This is a genomic window from Bradyrhizobium sp. (assembly GCF_030646015.1).
Taxonomy (GTDB): Bacteria; Pseudomonadota; Alphaproteobacteria; order Rhizobiales; family Xanthobacteraceae; genus Bradyrhizobium.
Genome location: NZ_JAUSLT010000071.1, coordinates 1 through 14,784, shown reverse-complemented (window position 1 = coordinate 14,784; position 14,784 = coordinate 1). Strand labels below are relative to the sequence as shown.

The window sequence follows — 14,784 nt, the reverse complement described above, 5'->3', positions numbered from 1 at the left end:
CGTTGCCGTTGCCGTTGCCGTTGCCGTTGCCGTTGCCGTTGCCGTTGCCGTTGCCGTTGCCGTTGCCGTTGCCGTTGCCGTTGCCGTTGCCGTTGCCGTTGCCGTTGCCGTTGCCGTTATTTCCGTTTCCGTTATTGCCGTTACCGCTGTTGCCGTTTCCACCCACCGGTGTGGCCGCGGCGGCTATCGCGCCGGATGCGCCCGCTGCTGCAGCCGCGCTTGAACCGGCCACGCCACCGGCGTTGCCGTTGCTCGCGTCACTTGCATTACTGGAGCCATTTACCATCGCAGTCGTCGCAGAATTCCGCGGACCCCAGATGGTATCCCGGCTGGCAACGTTCCGCGTCGCGCCGTGCGCCTGTGCCGATCCGCGGGCGAGGCCGTTGGTGACTCGATGGATATTCAACCGGACCTCGCCGAGCGAGGAGGAAATCCGGGTCGGAGAGTGCCTCGCCGGAGTGCCAGCTGTATTGCGTTGCATCTGAAGCGAGGCGCTGCCGGATTTGACGCTGCTCGCGGCGTTGCCTTGCCCGATCGCGCGGATCGCTGATCCGTTGGCGGCGTGGCGTGGCGCGGTGAGGCCCGACTTCGGAACCGGAACGCGGTCGATCGACGGTGCGCGCGGCTGGCCGCGTTCGATCGGACTGAAGGTGCCCGATCCACCCAGGGAAAGACCCGAATTACCCTGCGCGAAAGCCGTCGCATGCTGCCCCGGCAGCACTTGCGCGATCTGACCGGACTTGAAGTCGGCGACTTGGACCTGTCCCTTGATGACGTCGACACTGGTGGAGGTAGCGTTCACGGAGACGCGAAACTGCGTGCCCTTGACGACCGCGGCGAGGTACGGCGTCTCGACCTCGAAATGCTTGACGTTGCGCTTTTCCACTTCCAGCAGGATCGAACCGGCCCGCTGCACGATCGTGGTCGAGAGTCCTTCCTTCTTTTCCGTGGGCAGGCCGATCACCGAGTTCGGCGAAACCATGATGGTCTCCTCGCCGCGCACCAGCAGCACCCGCCCGTTACGGCCGGTGCGGATGCTGTCACCCGGTTTCAGCACCTCTTCCTTGCCAAGCGAAACCGGCTGGGCACCGGTCGTGGTCATCCAGACTTCGCCCGATGATTTACTGACCGACCAGACACCCTCTTCCGCGGCAAGGGCATGGGAAGTGGATCCTACAACGAGCGTCATCACCAGGATGCGAGAAAACCGGCCAGTCGCAATCATGAAAACCTCCACGGTCTGAAATCCCCTTCAGACCTATCGGAAATGTTTCAACATTGAGTGAGCGCAAACCTCGGAATCGAACAGGCCTGTTAACGGTTCGTTGACCATAAAATTCTATGAAAAATCATGCGTGTAGCGGCTCAACCAGGAACCAGTCGCCATTATCCGTTGAACTACGGATACATGTTCGCGCCCCGACAAAACGGGTCCCTCGCTCACGTCTGGTTTGCTGCCACCATGCTGGTGCTGACTGTGATCGCCCCGAAGCCGGCACAGGCGCAGCACGCCAGCCAGCCCGGTTTCGATCCCAGGCAGACCGAAAAACGTTTCGATGCGTTGCAATCCGAGCAGGCCGCGGCGACCGCCCGGTCTGGTGTGCAGATCCCGCGGGTGTCCCGGTCGGAGGCCCCTGCAGATTCCACACCGCTGGTCGTTCTTCACAAGGTTTCGTTAACCGGCGCTCACGCCATCCCGCACGACGACATCGCAAGAACCTATCAACCCTATCTCGGAAAAAAGGTCTCGCAAGCCGACCTCGCGGCGATCGCCACCGCAGTCAGCGACCTCTACCGCGCCGCCGGCTTTCACCTCAGCCGTGCCATCGTGCCGCCTCAGGACATTGCTGGCGGCCATGTCCGTCTTCAGGTTGTCGAAGGCGGCATTACGGAAGTGACGTTCAAGGGCGAAGGCGCCGAGCAATTCGGCGTGCGGCCTCTGCTCGGCCCGGTGCTGGCCGAACAGCCCTCGCGCCTGCCGACGCTGGAGCGGCAATTGTTGCTGATCAACGGTCGGCCGGGCGTGCGCGTCACCGACACCGAACTCGAAGAGATCGGCGTCGGCAGCGGGCGCTTCCGCCTCGTGGTCCATGTGAAAACCTGGCGCATCTTCACGTCGTTCGGGATCGATAACCTCGGCTCGTCGTCGGTCGGTCCGTGGCAGACCTATGCGGCGGGCGCGTTCAATTCCTACCTGGCGCCCGGCGACGTCCTCGCGGTCAACCTCTCGACCATCGCCAACGACCCGCGCCAGCTAGCGTTCGGCCGGCTGTCCTATGACGTGCCGGTAGGCACCGACGGGGCGCAGCTTGGCGCTTCCGGGCTGTACAGCGAAGTCCGGCCCGGCGACAGGCGCCGTCTGCTCAACGACGTCACCACCACCGAGTCATTCGAGATCCGTGGCAGCATCGTCCCATTGCAGGCGCAGAAATCGACCCTGACGCTTACCGGCGCGCTGGCCTTCAGCAACGTCACCGAGAAGGATGTCTTTGGCGCGTTTTACATGGACCACATTCGCACCATCCGCCTGACCTCAGACTACCGGCTACAGGACAATTTCGGCGGCACTAATTACCTTACGGCGACATGGCGCCAGGGTCTCGACGTCTTCGGTGCCTCAGGCGGCGACGGCGTCTTTGTGTCGCGTTACGGCGTATCCCCGACATTCTCGGTCCTGAACCTCGCGTTCACGCGGTACCAGACGCTGTCCGACGGCTGGTCGGTGAAGCTGTCAGGGGCCGGCCAGCTCGCCTCCGGCCCGTTGTTGACGTCGCAGCAGTTCTATCTGGGCGGCGCTTCCTTCGGCCGCGGCTATGGGAGCGCTGAGATCAGCGGCGACAACGCCATGGCCGGCTCGTTCGAATTGCGTTTCGATCAGAAGCTTACCTTCAAATATCTGACCGGCTATCAACTCTATGGCTTCGTCGATGCCGGGACGGCTTGGAATTACGGGTTCAAGTATACCGAGGGCCTTGCGCTAACCTCTGCCGGTCTCGGCGCGCGGTTCTTCCTGGGTGATGATCTGCGGGCGGACATCGCGGTGGCTGCACCATTGAGTTATCGGGCTTTTGACAACACGACCCGCAGCGCCCGTGTGCTGTTTTCGCTGTCGAACTCCTTCAAGCTCTGTCCGGAAAGAGCGTTGGCGCGCTGCCTGTAAGCCGACCGGACACCGGTACGCGTCCGCTCCTGCTCCCAATAGGTCGGGACGACCGTGGCCGAAACCCACCTGTTCCGGACAATTTGCAGCTTTGTTGAAGCAACTTTGCGCGAAAATTCCGCGCTTCGGTGTCAGGGCTATTTAAGCCTTGGGCCACAGGATCTGCGGCACTTGGGCGGAACGATTCCGCAGACTCGGCCAAAAACAACTCCGAGGAGTTCCATGTATTTTGTAGCTGCAGTACTGGCGATCTTGTCAGCCTTGTTCTACGCCGCTGGCAATCAGGAGATTGGCTCACTCGGCGTCGAAATGTGCCGATACGGCAGCACATTCTGCCGCAGTCCGACCTACGTTCTCGTGGGCGCCATTCTCGCTGGGCTGTGGGGTGCACTTGTCAGCGTCCGCTGAGCGGCCTGACGTGTCAGAAAACGCCCGGACCCCAGCGCTTGCGAGCCTGTTTTTTGCATTCGCGCTCGGCGTGGCCCGACAACGGTAACGCGAACGGTTCCACGCAGGCCTTCTGCGCGAAAAACCGGCTTGATTCATCGCCCACTTCTTGCCTAAATTGCCCTTGGGTGAGGTGCGTGATGAAGTGGGTAATGGAGCGCGATCTATTAATCGCGCAGACAATGGCGTTTGTCCAGTCTGTCACCGGTAAGAAGCCGGAGACGGAAGCGCAGGTTGAATCCCTCTCGTCCCCCGCCGTCGAATTTGAACAGCTTGAACCGCCGGTTGAGGTCGCGGCAACGCCGCACAAGCTTGAAGTCGCGGGAACGCCGCGCAGGTCACCCGTTGCCCGAAGCGCCATTCGCGAAGAGATGGAAGGCAGGGTGGCGGCTTTTCGCGCCCATCAACAGCGCTTCGATCGGGAACGCGACAGGCATTTCAATTCCGTCCTGACGGGAATTCGCGCTGCGATCACGGACCCGTCCAGGGCGTCAACGCCGTAAACCTGGCACGTTGAATAGCGGTCCCATTGAAATGGTACCGGCGAACAGCGAAGTCCTTGGCCATTGAGAGGCTGCGGACAAGCGGAGCCGCGGATAGCCAGAAGCAAACACGGCGAAAGCCGAATTCGGGAACGGGTGAGCTGCCGCCAATGGATCAACACGTAAGCGCCCAGGCTCAAGAATCCGTCGCGGCCGATGCCTTTGCCGCGCTGGTCGGCACCCGGCAGATTCCACCTTTCTCCTCGAGACCCGGCGGCCTGGACGTCGATGACGCCTACCGCGTGACGCCGCGGGTTCGGCGACTATACGAGGCTGGCGGCGCCAGGGTGATAGGGCGCAAAGTCGGTTTCACCAACCGCACGATCTGGCCGGAGTATGGCGTCTATGCCCCGATCTGGGGCTATGTGTTCGACCGCAGCCTGCACGATCTCACTGCTCTCGATACGCTGTCGCTTGCTTCATTTTCCGAACCACGCATCGAGCCCGAAATCGTATTCGGCCTTTCGGTTGCACCCTCCGCACAGATGGACGAAGCGGCCTTGTCGTCGTGCATCGAATGGGTCGCGCTCGGCTTCGAGATCGTGCAGTCGATCTTTCCGGGCTGGAAATTTTCCGCGGCTGATACGATTGCCGCCAACGGGCTGCACGGGGCGCTCCTGATCGGGCCGCGCCATCCGTTTGTGCCGCGCGCAGCGGAATGGCAGCGCACACTGCCGGCATTCCAGATCGAGCTGAATTGCGACGGCCGGCTGATCGACCGGGGTCGTGCCGAAAACGTGCTGGGCGGCCCGCTTTCTGCGCTGCGCCACCTTGTCGGACTGTTGGCAAGCGACCCGCTCAACCCGCCGCTCGCTGCCGGCGAGATCATCAGCACCGGCACGCTGACCAGAGCCATGCCGGTTGCCGCCGGCGAGGTGTGGAGCGCGGCGCCAACCGGAATTGCGCTTGATGAGATCCGCGTTCAGTTTGGCTGAGCGCATCAAGCCAGGATCGGCAGGCGATGAGACCGCGCGGGAATTGCGGTCAGAATTTGCCTTTCGACGCATCCTTGGCAGCCGACATCACACCGCCGGTGATCTGTCTCATATGCTCGCCGGCATTGGTGAACTGGCTCCTCAGGAATTCCGATTGAATTCGCATCGCTTCCTGGAGATCGGTCGCATGAACCAGCTTTCGCGCATGATCGAACGCAGCTTTCATGTTCTGTTCGGTGAACGATAGCGCCTGCCTGGACATTTCCGTTCCCGGACTCGGAACGGACGCCATGGACTTGCCCGCGGCATCGAAAAACATTCCGAAGGCCTTTTCCGCCTGGTCGATGGTTTTTTCGGCCAGCTCGCGCAATTCGGCCGGGACTTCCAATTTCGGTTCAATCATTCCGCCACCCTCCGGTTTGGACCGAGAACTACCACATTTCCGCAGCGGCGTCTTTGCAGAGTTTGCCCCGATAAATTCGATGAAGGAGCATGGTTCCTGGGACAACGGCGGAGACCGGGAGCGTTGCCTGCTTCGTTCAATCTCCGGTTACGCCACGATGACGCCCCAGCTTTGAGGTGCATGCGCGTTGCGCGTGCATATGCGCTGCGCAATCCGTACTAATACCGGCTCGACTATTGTCTCAATCTTTAGGGTTAACGCGCAGCCTTTTCCCAAAGCCAGCCTGCCGGCTCGCTCTTATTGGGGGAAATTCGCCGTGGCATTCTTGCAATTGAATATTCGTGGACGCCTGATTCTTGGCTTCAGCGTGCTCTGCATTCTCCTGGCCGGCGTGGTCGGCACAACAATTATCAAGGTCCGCACGGTCAGCGAATCGACCGATCGGACCGTCAACCTGCGGGTTCCGACCGCCATGACCGCCAGCGACCTGGTGGCGGGAATCTATGCGTCTCTTGCATCGCTGCGCGGCTTTTTGGTCACCGGCAATGAAGTCTTCAAGTCGGAGCGCGCGGGGCTCTGGAAGGAGATCCAGACCCATGGCTCCGAGATGGATCGCCTTTCCGGCAAATGGACCGTCGAGCAGAACAAGCAGGACTGGAAGCAGGCCAAGCCGCTGCTCGACGAATTGCGCAGCGCACAGGACAAGGCCGAGGCGATCGCTCACACCCTCGACGAGCAGCCTGCGGCAAAAATGCTGGCGACCGAGGCCGCTCCTCTCGCCAGGATCATGCTGCAGACGGCGACCTCTATCATCGACGAGGAAGGCAACATTGCTTCGACCGACCAGCGCAAGAGCCTGCTGATTGGCTTTGCCGACATGCGCGGCAGCATGGCGATGGCGATCGGCGCGATCCGCGCCTATCTGCTGACCGCTGACAAGTCGTTCAAAACGGAATTCGAGGAACTTTGGGCGCTCAATCAGAAGAAGTTCGATGCGCTGTCGAGTCGCCGGTCGGAGATGACGAGCGACCAGCAGAAAGCCTTCGATTCGCTTGTTGCGGCCCGCGCCAAATTCTCGCCTCTGCCGCAGAAAATGTTCGATATCAGGGCCTCAGACCGCTGGAACATGGCGCAATGGTTCCTGACCAACGAAGCCGCCCCTCGCGCCAACAAGCTGCTCGACATATTCGCCGGAGCAAAGGGCGCAGAGGGCGCGCGTTCGGGCGGAATGGTTTCGCGACAACAGAACAGCCTGAAAGCGGATGGTGCGGCAACTCTTGCAGAAACCAGCTTCCTCACGACGCTGCTCTGGGTGCTGATGGGCGTGGGCATCGGCGTCGCCGCAACCGTCGTCTATCTGACCAACCGCTCGATCGTGCCGCCCATACTCAAGATGGTTGGCGCGATGGGGCAGCTTGCCGGCGGCAATCACTCCGTCGAGATTCCAGCGACCGACAACAAGGACGAGATCGGCCTGATGGCCAGAGCGGTCCTGATCTTCAAGGAGAACATGATCAAGGCCAAGGAACTGGCCGCCAAGGAAGCCGAAGCCATCAGCGCGCGTGTTGCCCGCGCGGCTCGCGTGAACGACCTGACCGAAAAGTTCGATGCGGACATCTCGAACGTGCTGCGCTCGGTGGCGTCGGCCTCGACCGAGCTGCAGGCGACAGCATCATCGATGACGGCAACAGCGGAAGAGACCAGCAATCAGGCGACTGCGGTAGCCGCGGCGACCGAAGAAGCTTCCACGAACGTGCAGACGGTCGCGGCGGCATCGGAAGAATTGGCCAGTTCAGTCACCGAAATCAGTCGCCAGGTGGCGCAATCGGCCACGATAACACAGAAGGCCGTGGCGGAGGCCGATCGCACCAATACGACGGTCCAGGGCCTGTTCAATGACGCTGCCAGCATTGGCGACGTCGTCAAGCTGATCAGCGACATCGCCAGCCAGACCAACCTTCTCGCGCTCAACGCCACGATCGAAGCGGCGCGAGCCGGCGAGGCTGGCCGTGGTTTCGCCGTGGTCGCAGCCGAGGTCAAGAGTCTCGCCGAGCAAACCGCAAAGGCAACGGATCAAATCAGCGCGCAGATTTCGTCGATCCAGACCTCATCCAGCGAAGCTGTCGGCGCCATCAAGGGGATCTCCGCAACGATCAACGAAATCAACGAGATCGCGTCCGCGATTGCCAGTGCCGTGGAAGAACAGGGTTCGGCCACGCAGGAGATCGCGCGCAACGTGCAGCAAGCGGCGCTTGGCACCGGTGAAATTTCGTCGAATGTTGCCGGTGTTCAGCAAGCCGCCGGTGATACCGGCGCTGCGGCGCATCAGGTGCTGCAGGCGTCCGACGAATTATCCAGGCAGTCCGAGACGATGCGGGGTCAGGTCGAAGCCTTCCTCAGCAACATCAAGGCGGCCTGATCCCGATCCGGCAAACCTCTCCGCACCACTTTCAAACACGGAGAGGAAAAGCCGGCTTCCAGCTGGCGCCAAATATCGAGCCTTTCCGCGTGGACCGCGAGAGCTGATCTCGCCGTCAATAACGGTAAGGCTCGATATCCAGCAGCGGGAACGCGCTGAACACGTGGGGCAGATTGGTCGGCGTCGCCGGGTGCAGATAGGACTTGTCGAGTTCGGCAAAACTCGTCACGCCGAGCAGTCCCAGGCACCGCATCACCTCGTCCTCGAGCAGTTCCAGCATGCGCACGACTCCGGCCTCGCCGGCAGCCGCGAGCGCCCAGCATTGCAGACGGCCGATGCCGACGAGATCGGCGCCCATCGCGATCGCCTTGACGATGTCGGTACCGCGACAGAACGAACCGTCGATCATGATTTTTGCCCGGCCACTGACTGCAGCGACGATCTCCGGCAGCACCTGCATGGCACCGCGGCCGTGGTCGAGCTGGCGTCCGCCGTGGTTCGACACATAGATCCACTCGACCCCATGATCGAGCGCGATGGCCGCGTCTTCCGCAGTCGCGATTCCCTTGATCACCAGCGGGATTTTGAATTTGTCCTTGATCAGTTTCACGGTGCGCCACTCCAGTCCCTTCTGGAAGTCGCCTCCGGTGGCGCGAACCCGGCTGGCACGGACGTAGCGCTTGGCGATATCGCGTTCGCGCCGGCTGTAATGCGCGGTATCGACGGTGAGGCAGAACGCCGTATATCCGCCCGCGATCGCGCGGCCGACACAATCCTCGACGAAGGCGTCGTCGCCGCGAACGTAGAGCTGGAACATGCGCAGGGCGTCCGGCGCGGCTTCGGCGACCCCCTCGAGGCCAGGTTCTGACACCGAGCTCAACATATGCGCGGCGCCGAATGTACCGGCCCCACGCGCGACGGCCGCGCCGGCGCCGGGATCGAAGATCTCCAGCGCGCCGACCGGTGCCAGCACGACCGGCAGTCGCAACCTGCGGCCGAACAGTTCGACGGAGGCATCGACCTTGGTGACATTGCGCAGCACGCGCGGGCGAAATGCGATCTCGTCGAGCGCCATGCGGTTGCGGCGCATGGTGGTCTCGGTCTCGGCGGCCCCGACAATATAATCCCAGGCATTCTGATTGAGATTCGCCCGTGCCCTGCGGATGAACTCGTGAAGGTTCTGGTACTCTTCGCCGCTCGCGCCGAGTTCGGCGGCCACCTGCTGGATGGGCGTCCCGTCGTTCATGGTGTTTCGCTCCCCTTTTTTGGGGACAATAGCCGCTGCGGACCGACTGGGAAAGCTGCCTGCCCGCGCGGTCCAAGCCCGAACGCGAGCCCTGCCCCTCCACTCATAAAGCAGCCCGCGTCGGATAAAGACACATAAAGGTGAGATGTGACGCCATTCACATGGCTGCCTTGCGGTCCGCGCTAATCAGGCGGCACGCTCTTTGGGGTGGAGAACCGAATGGAGGTTTCCCATGAAGCGCCTGATGATTTCTGCGATCGCGGCGATCGCACTGCTAGGAGCCGCGACCAGCATGCTGCGATCACACTCGCCCTCAGCCGCGCGTTATGCCGGCATGCCGTCGTTGCAGGAATTGCACTCGACAACCGACGTCAACAAGCTTCCGATTGAGGACATTGACGATCAGTCGCTGGTCTATTCGAAGACGAGACGATAGGCCGGCTCGTCACCGGCTGGCGATTTGCACCGCTGCGGAGTGGAAAATTCCCGCTCCGGAGACCTGCGATGCGATCAGGAATGCGGCCATGACGGCCGGCACGCTAATGAACCTCAAGAATTGATCCACGGAAAGCATCGTTGTTGTCCCCCCAGACAGAAAAAGCCGGCTTCAACCGCCGGCTTCAATTCGCACCCTGCATCGTCTGTTCGCCGGTCAAAATCTGATCCGTGTAGGCTGCCCCGGAGATCGTGAGCAGCGCTAGAATCGAAATGACGGCCAACGTTTTCATGGCGACACCGTCGTTTTGGATTGTGGCGGAAAATGTCAGAGCTTGGCGCATTTTTCGGGACGAACCGGGGAAACATCGTGGCTGCCGCGGCAAGTGTCCGCTCAGCCCGAGAACCGGCTTCGATATTCCGAAGGCGATATGCCGAGGTGACGAATGAACGCCCGCCGCATCCGTTCGTCATCGCCGAAGCCTGCCCGTCGGGCCACATCGACCACGCCGCGAATTTCGCTGCTTTCAAGCAGCAGCCGCGCGGTCTCCACGCGCAACGCCTCGACCCCGCTTGCCGGCGTCATTCCGGTGCGGCTGGCATAGGCGCGCGCGAAGGTTCGAGGGCTCATGCCGGCTTTTTCGGCGAGGGCTTCGACCTTTAGATCGCCGGCGATATTTTCGATGATCCAGGCGTGCAGCGCGCTGAAGCGCCCCTCGACGTCAGAAGCCTGCGCCGCCAGCACTGTTGAGAACTGGCTCTGGCCGCCGGGGCGCTTGAGAAACACCACCAGCCTGCGCGCGATGTCGAGCGCGGTGGTATGGCCAAAATCCTCCTCGATCATGGCGAGCGCAAGGTCGATGCCGGCGCTGACGCCGGCCGAAGTCCAGACCCGCCCGTCCTTGACGAAGATCGCATTCGGCTCGACGCGGATTTTGGGAAAGCCGTCCGCCAGTCTTGGACAATAGCGCCAATGCGTCGCGGCCCGCTTGCCGTCCAGCGCGCCGGTCCAGGCCAGCGCGAATGCTCCGAGACAGACGGACGCCACGCGGCGGGCCTTGGGCAGCACCTCCAAAATCCATTCCATCATGGCGGCGTCCTGCCGCAGCGCCCAGATCCCCGGACCGCCCGGGATCACCAATGTATCGACCTGGTTCGGCCGAATGCTGGAAATCGGGGCGGTATCGATCATCATCCCGACGTCGGTCGGCACCAAGCCGCCGGAGGCCGAGAGGTAGGACAGCGAATAGCTCGCGCCAGGCAGTCCGATCGCCTGCAATTCCGCGAACACCTGCGCCGGTCCTGAAATATCGAGCAGGGTCACGCCGGGAAACGCGACGATCGCCACGCGCCTTGTCGCGGCTTTTTCGCACGGCTCCGGCCGCCGGGGTTTGGCAGATTTCGAGGGCATATTGTCCTTTAAGCCATTCGGGGCTCGCCTGTATAGCTCGCCAGGATAGCTGGGGTGTCGGACATGTCGCGAGAGCTGCGCCGCCAATACGGAACCATCAAATCGCCCTGGCCCGATTACGCGGTCTACAGTTTCCCGGATGCGACGCGGGTCAGCCCCGCCGAACAGCGGCCATTGATGGATGCGATGAACAACATCATCGCCGTCAACTGGCAGGCGACGGAGCCACATTGGACACCGGCCTCCTCCCCGTTCGACAGGAAATTCAGCCTCATTCTGGTCTACGACGCCTCCGGACTGGTGGCGTTTTCGGTCTACCGCAGGCTACGGATCGCGGGACGGCCGGCCATCTATCGCAGCGGGACCGAGGTGCTTCCGGTCCATCAGGGCCGCGGCCTCTACGGATTTTTCACCACGGAGATCCTGAGATCAACGGGTGCCTCCGACAGCGGTGATGGCAACATCTTCTACGGATGGCGCACGCGCAATCCCATCGTGTGGGCGGCAAACGCCAGGATCTGCGAGCAAGTTACGCCCTCGCTGCTCGGCGGCGCCCGGGACGCCGCGCTGCAGGCGGCCTGCGTCGAGATGTGCACCTTGCTCTATCCCGGCAAGAGCCTCGAAATGCCCGGCATGATCATGCGCGGCGCTTACGGCCACATCAAACATCACCGTCAGGCCTATCACGGCCCAGCGTCGCTGGTTGACGAAGCGATGCAGCGCGTCATCCCGGACCCGGCGGACGCCCTGTTCTCGGTCGGCCTTGTGAGAGTGTGATGGCGCTGACGGAACAACACACCATGCTCGCTCCCGCCGTCGGCCCGACGGATCGCGCCTATCTGGCCTGGGCGGCGGTAGCCACCGCCTACGCGATCGCGTTCCTGCAGCGGGTGTCGCCGCAATCGGTCAGCCTGGATTTCATGGCCGACTTCTCTACCGACGCCGCCGGTGTCGCGATGCTCGCCTCAAGCTACTTCTGGGGCTACACCTTGATGCAGATTCCGGCGGGAGTTCTGGTCGACCGCTTCGGCGTCAAGCGCGTCGTGCTGTTCAGCATGGCCGCGTCTTCGCTCGGAAGTGCGGCGTTCGCACTGGCGCCGAACCTGCTCGACGTTTTTGTCGCGAGACTGATCATTGCCTGCGGCGATGCGCTGGTTTTCACTGCACTCTTGAAGCTTGTCGCACTCAGTTTCAGGGACGAACGGTTCGGCATGATGTCGGGCATTTCGCAGGTCTCGGGCTATGTCGGCGGCGTGCTGGCAACGACTCCGCTGGCCGCGGCGGTGACGGGCTTCGGCTGGCGCACGTGCTTTGTCTTCATCGCCTGCGTCGGCGTGGCCAACCTCGCTTTTGCCTGCATCGTGCTCAAGCCGGATCCGGTGTCGGATAGCAGCAAGACCTTGAAGAGCGTGCTCGCCGCCAGCCGGCAATCGCTGGCGCGATTGGCGAACTGGGGATGCGCCATGACGTTTGCGTCCCACTTTGCCGTGGTGACGACGCTGTCGGGCGTATGGGGAATTCCGATGGTGGCGCATTTCTTCAATATCTCCCCGTCGGCCGCCAGCACCCCCCTGCTCACCTTCATGGTCGGCAACGCGATCGGCTCGATCTTCCTCGGCCATATGGCGGACCGGGCAGCCGCGGCGCTCGATACCGCGCTGATCCGCATTTGCCTGCTGCGGATGCTCCTGATCGCGATGCTGCTGCCTCCGATCGCCCATGCGCTGGGCCTTCTCTATGTCACCGTCGTGTTCTCGGTGCTCGGACTGGTCGCCGGCGGGACCGTGCCGCTGGTGCTGAAATGCACCAAGAAGCTCTACACCGCCGACCTGATCGGCGTCGGCGCATCGGTCAACACGACGGCTGCGGGCATTTTCGCGGGCGCTTCACAGCCCGTTATAGGGCTCGCCATGGTTGGCGTTAGCCAGCTTGCAGGGACCGGGATCGAGCCCGGGGCCGGTTCGGTCGGCGATGCCGGCTACAGCGCGCTGATTGGAATTCTGCTGCTCATGTCGCTGCCGGGTATTGCCGGCCCGCTGCTGATGAGGAGCCAATTGATAGTTCGTTAGCCGGATTAACGGGAGAGGGACAGAATGTCGCGATTGTATTTGAGAAGGGGCGAAGTCGCATCGAGCCACGCGGTGAGTACGTGGCAAAGTGTGATGTTTTCCGAATTCGAAGCGCAAATGAGCAGCGAAGCGAGACCCTTTCCCTGCGTGTTCGGCGTCGCCGGCTACCGGCAGGACCAGTTGCGCTATCTGTTTCTCGATCCCTTTGACGTTGAAGTTCTCGGCGCACAGCTCGCGCTGTTCGTGGCCGAATCCCGCTCGCACGGGCCAAACACGTCGTTGATCGTATTCACCCGGCCGCGGCCGGTGCAGACACTGGACGCCTATCACCGGAAGATGTGGCATACACTCGACCAACTGGCGCAGCTGGACAAGAGTCCGTGGCCGGACACTATCCCCGAACAGATCGACCATCCGATGTGGGAGTTCTCGTTCGCGGGTGAACCCATCTTCGTGGTGTGCAGCACGCCGGCGCATGTGACGCGGCAAAGCCGCCGCTGCAGCGCCTTCACGCTGACGTTTCAGCCGCGCTGGGTGTTTGAAAAGATCCTCGGAACGGAAAAGGCCGCAGCGGCCGCGTTCGCCCAAGTACGCAAGCGGCTCATCCCCTACGACAGCACCAGCCCCTCGCCGCTGCTTGGACGCTACGGTGCCGCCGATGGGCGCGAATACCAGCAATACTTTTTGGCGGACGACAACCATACCGAGGCGGGATGTCCATTTGCCAAGCTCGCGCACAACAAGACTTCTCCGGCCAAAGACAGGGAACAAGCGGCATGACCCAGATCATCGCTGGCACGAAAACGGAATTCACGATCGACCCCGCCATCCTGGCGTTGCTCCCCGCGCAGGGCAGCGTCGAGTTACAGCGCGATGCCGCCGGCAAGGTGCATCATTTCCATACCCACCCGGTGGATGAGATCCTGGTGATCATCAAGGGCGCGCTGAAATTTGAGTGGGATGGCGGCGAACACATCTGCCGGCCCGGCGACACCATCCTGCTGCCCGCCGGCACACGGCACCAATCCGAGGCGCTGGATGAAGCGATCTACGCGATCGCGACGCTTCCACCCGCCGCCAATCCGGCCAGCAACTGACGCGACGGGTATGCTGAAAAGCGTCTTCAGGACAATGAGGGATCGCTGCCGGCAGGCTCGGCGGCCAGGCGTTCGACCAGCTCGATGATTTCAAAGCGTTGGCCGGGTGCAAGTCTGAGAAAGGCCTTCAACAGCCGCAGGCTTTCGACAGTTTCGCTCGATGGAGCTCCGAGCCTCTTCTGCAGCTCTGCAACAAATGTGGGATCTTTCATCTCGCACCTTCGATGAGGAACAGGAATGACATATCCAGGCAAACGTGAAGGCTTGGCCCGAAAGGTCGACACGGCAGCACAAGAGGCAGAGCGTCTCGGCTTGACTACGGCTACATTGATACTTCGGATGGCTCGGCTGGAAATTGACCGGGCCGAACCCGACGAAGTTGAAAGTATGCCAAGGAACAACCCGCCCGGCAAGCCAAACTGAGGGACGAAAAGCGCCACAAACGGCCAAACCGTGCCAGATCGGGCTCCGGTACGTCTGGAAGCGGGTGGTTATCCCTAAACGGCACATCACGGGCCGCTTGACGGCGACCCGATCTCGTTTCGCTTCTGGCGAGTGGCGCATGCCCTTGGACGATCCCTGTCAGCCGACGTTTCGCATCGCTCCAAAAGCCCCGGTCT

Annotated in this window: 14 protein-coding genes; 9 read left to right on the top strand and 5 right to left on the bottom strand. The window is 62.1% G+C overall.

What is annotated here, in order from left to right:
• Nucleotides 1–1,225 (bottom strand): FecR domain-containing protein (locus tag Q7T45_RS10435; protein WP_304870408.1); only part of this gene is annotated, 1,225 nt, incomplete at its 3' end.
• Nucleotides 1,226–1,462: 237 nt separating this feature from the next.
• Between Q7T45_RS10435 and Q7T45_RS10430 the strand changes: the two genes are divergently transcribed.
• The 3 genes from Q7T45_RS10430 to Q7T45_RS10415 all read left to right on the top strand — a co-directional run bounded on the left by Q7T45_RS10430 (nucleotide 1,463) and on the right by Q7T45_RS10415 (nucleotide 5,084).
• Complete coding sequence (locus Q7T45_RS10430; protein WP_304870406.1) at nucleotides 1,463–3,160, top strand: ShlB/FhaC/HecB family hemolysin secretion/activation protein; 1,698 nt, start codon at nucleotides 1,463–1,465, stop codon at nucleotides 3,158–3,160.
• Between the two features lie 587 nt (nucleotides 3,161–3,747).
• A complete protein-coding gene (locus tag Q7T45_RS10420) occupies nucleotides 3,748–4,110 on the top strand; it encodes a hypothetical protein (RefSeq protein ID WP_304870402.1) in 363 nt (120 codons plus the stop codon).
• A gap of 26 nt (nucleotides 4,111–4,136) precedes the next feature.
• The gene (locus tag Q7T45_RS10415) at nucleotides 4,137–5,084 is read left to right on the top strand and encodes a 2-keto-4-pentenoate hydratase (protein ID WP_304870400.1); all 948 of its coding nucleotides are present in this window, start codon (nucleotides 4,137–4,139) and stop codon (nucleotides 5,082–5,084) included.
• A gap of 49 nt (nucleotides 5,085–5,133) precedes the next feature.
• Here the strand turns inward: Q7T45_RS10415 and Q7T45_RS10410 are convergent, their stop codons facing one another.
• The gene (locus Q7T45_RS10410; protein WP_304870411.1) at nucleotides 5,134–5,487 is read right to left on the bottom strand and encodes a phasin; all 354 of its coding nucleotides are present in this window, start codon (nucleotides 5,485–5,487) and stop codon (nucleotides 5,134–5,136) included.
• A gap of 193 nt (nucleotides 5,488–5,680) precedes the next feature.
• Here Q7T45_RS10410 and Q7T45_RS10405 point away from each other — a divergent pair, with 193 nt between their 5' ends.
• Nucleotides 5,681–7,906, top strand: a complete 2,226-nt coding sequence (locus Q7T45_RS10405; RefSeq protein ID WP_304870410.1) for a methyl-accepting chemotaxis protein — start codon at nucleotides 5,681–5,683, stop codon at nucleotides 7,904–7,906.
• Nucleotides 7,907–8,021: 115 nt separating this feature from the next.
• Here the strand turns inward: Q7T45_RS10405 and Q7T45_RS10400 are convergent, their stop codons facing one another.
• Nucleotides 8,022–9,152 (bottom strand): alpha-hydroxy acid oxidase, encoded by a 1,131-nt coding sequence (locus Q7T45_RS10400; protein WP_304870398.1) that lies wholly within the window; start codon nucleotides 9,150–9,152, stop codon nucleotides 8,022–8,024.
• 232 nt (nucleotides 9,153–9,384) lie between these two features.
• Between Q7T45_RS10400 and Q7T45_RS10395 the strand changes: the two genes are divergently transcribed.
• On the top strand, nucleotides 9,385–9,588 hold the full coding sequence (locus Q7T45_RS10395) for a hypothetical protein (RefSeq protein WP_304870397.1): 204 nt from the start codon (nucleotides 9,385–9,387) through the stop codon (nucleotides 9,586–9,588).
• A gap of 393 nt (nucleotides 9,589–9,981) precedes the next feature.
• On the opposite strand, the gene Q7T45_RS10390 is transcribed toward Q7T45_RS10395, so the two are convergent.
• The gene (locus tag Q7T45_RS10390) at nucleotides 9,982–10,998 is read right to left on the bottom strand and encodes a GlxA family transcriptional regulator (RefSeq protein ID WP_304870395.1); all 1,017 of its coding nucleotides are present in this window, start codon (nucleotides 10,996–10,998) and stop codon (nucleotides 9,982–9,984) included.
• 63 nt (nucleotides 10,999–11,061) lie between these two features.
• Between Q7T45_RS10390 and Q7T45_RS10385 the strand changes: the two genes are divergently transcribed.
• The 4 genes from Q7T45_RS10385 to Q7T45_RS10370 all read left to right on the top strand — a co-directional run bounded on the left by Q7T45_RS10385 (nucleotide 11,062) and on the right by Q7T45_RS10370 (nucleotide 14,164).
• Nucleotides 11,062–11,775, top strand: a complete 714-nt coding sequence (locus Q7T45_RS10385; protein WP_304870393.1) for a hypothetical protein — start codon at nucleotides 11,062–11,064, stop codon at nucleotides 11,773–11,775.
• On the top strand, nucleotides 11,775–13,067 hold the full coding sequence (locus Q7T45_RS10380) for an MFS transporter (RefSeq protein WP_304870391.1): 1,293 nt from the start codon (nucleotides 11,775–11,777) through the stop codon (nucleotides 13,065–13,067). The genes Q7T45_RS10385 and Q7T45_RS10380 overlap by 1 nt, the downstream gene beginning before the upstream one ends.
• A gap of 93 nt (nucleotides 13,068–13,160) precedes the next feature.
• Nucleotides 13,161–13,847: a YqcI/YcgG family protein gene (locus Q7T45_RS10375; RefSeq protein ID WP_304870389.1), complete on the top strand. Its 687-nt coding sequence runs from the start codon at nucleotides 13,161–13,163 to the stop codon at nucleotides 13,845–13,847.
• Nucleotides 13,844–14,164, top strand: coding sequence for a cupin domain-containing protein (locus Q7T45_RS10370; protein WP_304870387.1), 321 nt, complete (start codon nucleotides 13,844–13,846; stop codon nucleotides 14,162–14,164). Before Q7T45_RS10375 ends, Q7T45_RS10370 begins: the two co-directional genes overlap by 4 nt.
• 26 nt (nucleotides 14,165–14,190) lie before the next feature.
• On the opposite strand, the gene Q7T45_RS10365 is transcribed toward Q7T45_RS10370, so the two are convergent.
• Entirely contained in the window at nucleotides 14,191–14,376 is a 186-nt protein-coding gene (locus Q7T45_RS10365; protein ID WP_304738019.1) for a hypothetical protein, read from the bottom strand.
• Between the last annotated feature and the right edge of the window lie 408 nt (nucleotides 14,377–14,784).

Bases quoted from the DNA above. Each gene is read 5' to 3' on its own strand.
- Q7T45_RS10410 (WP_304870411.1), bottom strand. From the start codon at position 5,487: ATGATTGAACCGAAATTGGAAGTCCCGGCCGAATTGCGCGAGCTGGCC.
- Q7T45_RS10430 (WP_304870406.1), top strand. From the start codon at position 1,463: ATGCTGGTGCTGACTGTGATCGCCCCGAAGCCGGCACAGGCGCAGCAC.
- Q7T45_RS10365 (WP_304738019.1), bottom strand. From the start codon at position 14,376: ATGAAAGATCCCACATTTGTTGCAGAGCTGCAGAAGAGGCTCGGAGCT.
- Q7T45_RS10375 (WP_304870389.1), top strand. From the start codon at position 13,161: ATGTTTTCCGAATTCGAAGCGCAAATGAGCAGCGAAGCGAGACCCTTT.
- Q7T45_RS10370 (WP_304870387.1), top strand. From the start codon at position 13,844: ATGACCCAGATCATCGCTGGCACGAAAACGGAATTCACGATCGACCCC.
- Q7T45_RS10395 (WP_304870397.1), top strand. From the start codon at position 9,385: ATGAAGCGCCTGATGATTTCTGCGATCGCGGCGATCGCACTGCTAGGA.
- Q7T45_RS10400 (WP_304870398.1), bottom strand. From the start codon at position 9,152: ATGAACGACGGGACGCCCATCCAGCAGGTGGCCGCCGAACTCGGCGCG.
- Q7T45_RS10390 (WP_304870395.1), bottom strand. From the start codon at position 10,998: ATGCCCTCGAAATCTGCCAAACCCCGGCGGCCGGAGCCGTGCGAAAAA.
- Q7T45_RS10380 (WP_304870391.1), top strand. From the start codon at position 11,775: ATGGCGCTGACGGAACAACACACCATGCTCGCTCCCGCCGTCGGCCCG.
- Q7T45_RS10385 (WP_304870393.1), top strand. From the start codon at position 11,062: ATGTCGCGAGAGCTGCGCCGCCAATACGGAACCATCAAATCGCCCTGG.
- Q7T45_RS10420 (WP_304870402.1), top strand. From the start codon at position 3,748: ATGAAGTGGGTAATGGAGCGCGATCTATTAATCGCGCAGACAATGGCG.